Source organism: Pseudoxanthomonas sp. F11, assembly GCF_037046485.1.
Lineage (GTDB): Bacteria > Pseudomonadota > Gammaproteobacteria > Xanthomonadales > Xanthomonadaceae > Pseudoxanthomonas_A.
Genome location: NZ_JBANLZ010000003.1, coordinates 55,001 through 57,500, shown reverse-complemented (window position 1 = coordinate 57,500; position 2,500 = coordinate 55,001). Strand labels below are relative to the sequence as shown.

Below are 2,500 nucleotides of genomic sequence, written 5' to 3'. Positions count from 1 at the left end.
GAGAGCACCTGCTTTGCAAGCAGGGGGTCGTCGGTTCGATCCCGACAGGCTCCACCACTGAGGACGACTTTTGGGTCTGTAGCTCAGGTGGTTAGAGCGCACCCCTGATAAGGGTGAGGTCGGTGGTTCGAGTCCTCCCAGACCCACCAAGCCAGGTCAGCACTACTCTGCAAAACTGCAATCGCACACTAAAAGATTTTGAAACGGATCGGCGCTGAAGCCGGCTTCGTGTTCTTTAACAACTTGTGACGTAGCGAGCGTTTTAGATTTTCATCTAGACGTGTCGTTGAGGCTAAGGCGGGGACTTCGAGTCCCTAATAAATTGAGTCGTATGTTCGCGTTGGTGGCTTTGTACCCCATCAACACGTCATGTAGCTCCGAGGCGACTTGGGGTTATATGGTCAAGCGAATAAGCGCACACGGTGGATGCCTTGGCGGTCAGAGGCGATGAAGGACGTGGCAGCCTGCGAAAAGTGCGGGGGAGCTGGCAACAAGCATTGATCCCGCAATGTCCGAATGGGGAAACCCACTGCTTCGGCAGTATCCTGCAGTGAATACATAGCTGCTGGAGGCAAACCCGGTGAACTGAAATATCTAAGTAACCGGAGGAAAAGAAATCAACCGAGATTCCCTGAGTAGTGACGAGCGAACGGGGACCAGCCCTTAAGCTGGATTGGTTTTAGAAGAACAGTCTGGAAAGACTGGCCATAGACGGTGACAGCCCGGTATTCGAAAAGACCTTTTCAGTGAAGACGAGTAAGGCGGGGCACGAGAAACCCTGTCTGAACATGGGGGGACCATCCTCCAAGGCTAAATACTCCTGACCGACCGATAGTGAACCAGTACCGTGAGGGAAAGGCGAAAAGAACCCCGGAGAGGGGAGTGAAATAGATCCTGAAACCGTGTGCGTACAAGCAGTAGGAGCCCGCAAGGGTGACTGCGTACCTTTTGTATAATGGGTCAGCGACTTACTGTTCGTGGCAAGCTTAACCGTATAGGGGAGGCGAAGGGAAACCGAGTCTGATAAGGGCGCATAGTCGCGGGCAGTAGACCCGAAACCGGGTGATCTAGTCATGCCCAGGGTGAAGGTGCCGTAACAGGTACTGGAGGCCCGAACCCACTCCCGTTGCAAAGGTAGGGGATGAGGTGTGATTAGGAGTGAAAAGCTAATCGAACCCGGAGATAGCTGGTTCTCCTCGAAAGCTATTTAGGTAGCGCCTCGTATGAATCTTCTTGGGGGTAGAGCACTGTTATGGCTAGCGGGACATCGCGTCTTAGCAAACCATGGCAAACTCCGAATACCAAGACAGAATGTACGGGAGACACACGGCGGGTGCTAACGTCCGTCGTGAAAAGGGAAACAACCCAGACCCACAGCTAAGGTCCCAAATTTCGTGCTAAGTGGAAAACGATGTGGAAAGGCACAGACAGCCAGGAGGTTGGCTTAGAAGCAGCCACCCTTTAAAGAAAGCGTAATAGCTCACTGGTCGAGTCGGTCTGCGCGGAAGATTTAACGGGGCTAAGCACGAAACCGAAGCTTGGGGTGCATAACTTTGTTATGCGCGGTAGAGGAGCGTTCCGTAAGCCTGCGAAGGTGGCTTGAGAAGGCTGCTGGAGGTATCGGAAGTGCGAATGCTGACATGAGTAACGATAATGCGGGTGAAAAGCCCGCACGCCGAAAGCCCAAGGTTTCCTTGCGCAACGTTAATCGACGCAGGGTTAGTCGGTCCCTAAGGCGAGGGCGAAAGCCGTAGTCGATGGGAAGCAGGTTAATATTCCTGCACCTCGCGTGAGTGCGATGGAGGGACGGAGAAGGTTAGGTGTACCGGGCGTTGGTTGTCCCGGGGAAAGGCGGTAGGTTTGGATCTTTGGCAAATCCGGGATCCTTTAAGACCGAGCACCGAGACGAGCCCTTTAGGGCGAAGTCACTGATACCACGCTTCCAGGAAAAGCTCCTAAGCTTCAGCTCACGCAGACCGTACCGTAAACCGACACAGGTGGGTAGGATGAGAATTCTCAGGCGCTTGAGAGAACTCGGGTGAAGGAACTAGGCAACATGGCACCGTAACTTCGGGAGAAGGTGCACCCCCTTTGGTGGCCCATGCGGGCTATAGCTGAGGGGGGTCGCAGAAACCAGGCCGCTGCGACTGTTTATCAAAAACACAGCACTCTGCAAACACGAAAGTGGACGTATAGGGTGTGACGCCTGCCCGGTGCTGGAAGGTTAATTGATGGGGTCAGCCGCAAGGCGAAGCTCTTGATCGAAGCCCCAGTAAACGGCGGCCGTAACTATAACGGTCCTAAGGTAGCGAAATTCCTTGTCGGGTAAGTTCCGACCTGCACGAATGGCGTAACGACAGCGGCGCTGTCTCCACCCGAGACTCAGTGAAATTGAAATCGCTGTGAAGATGCAGCGTTCCCGTGGCAAGACGGAAAGACCCCGTGAACCTTTACTATAGCTTTACATTGAACGTTGAGTTCGTCTGTGTAGGATAGGTGG

At 53.8% G+C, this 2,500-nt stretch carries 2 tRNA genes and 1 rRNA gene (2 of these 3 cut by a window edge); all 3 read left to right on the top strand.

The features are described 5' to 3' along the window. Positions 1–57: transfer RNA gene (locus V8246_RS10780), tRNA-Ala, on the top strand (it extends 19 nt beyond the left edge of the window). A 15-nt stretch (positions 58–72) separates the two neighbouring features. Continuing rightward, a tRNA-Ile gene (locus tag V8246_RS10775) sits at positions 73–149 on the top strand. A gap of 250 nt (positions 150–399) precedes the next feature. Beyond that, positions 400–2,500: ribosomal RNA gene (locus V8246_RS10770) — 23S ribosomal RNA — on the top strand (it continues 778 nt past the right edge of the window).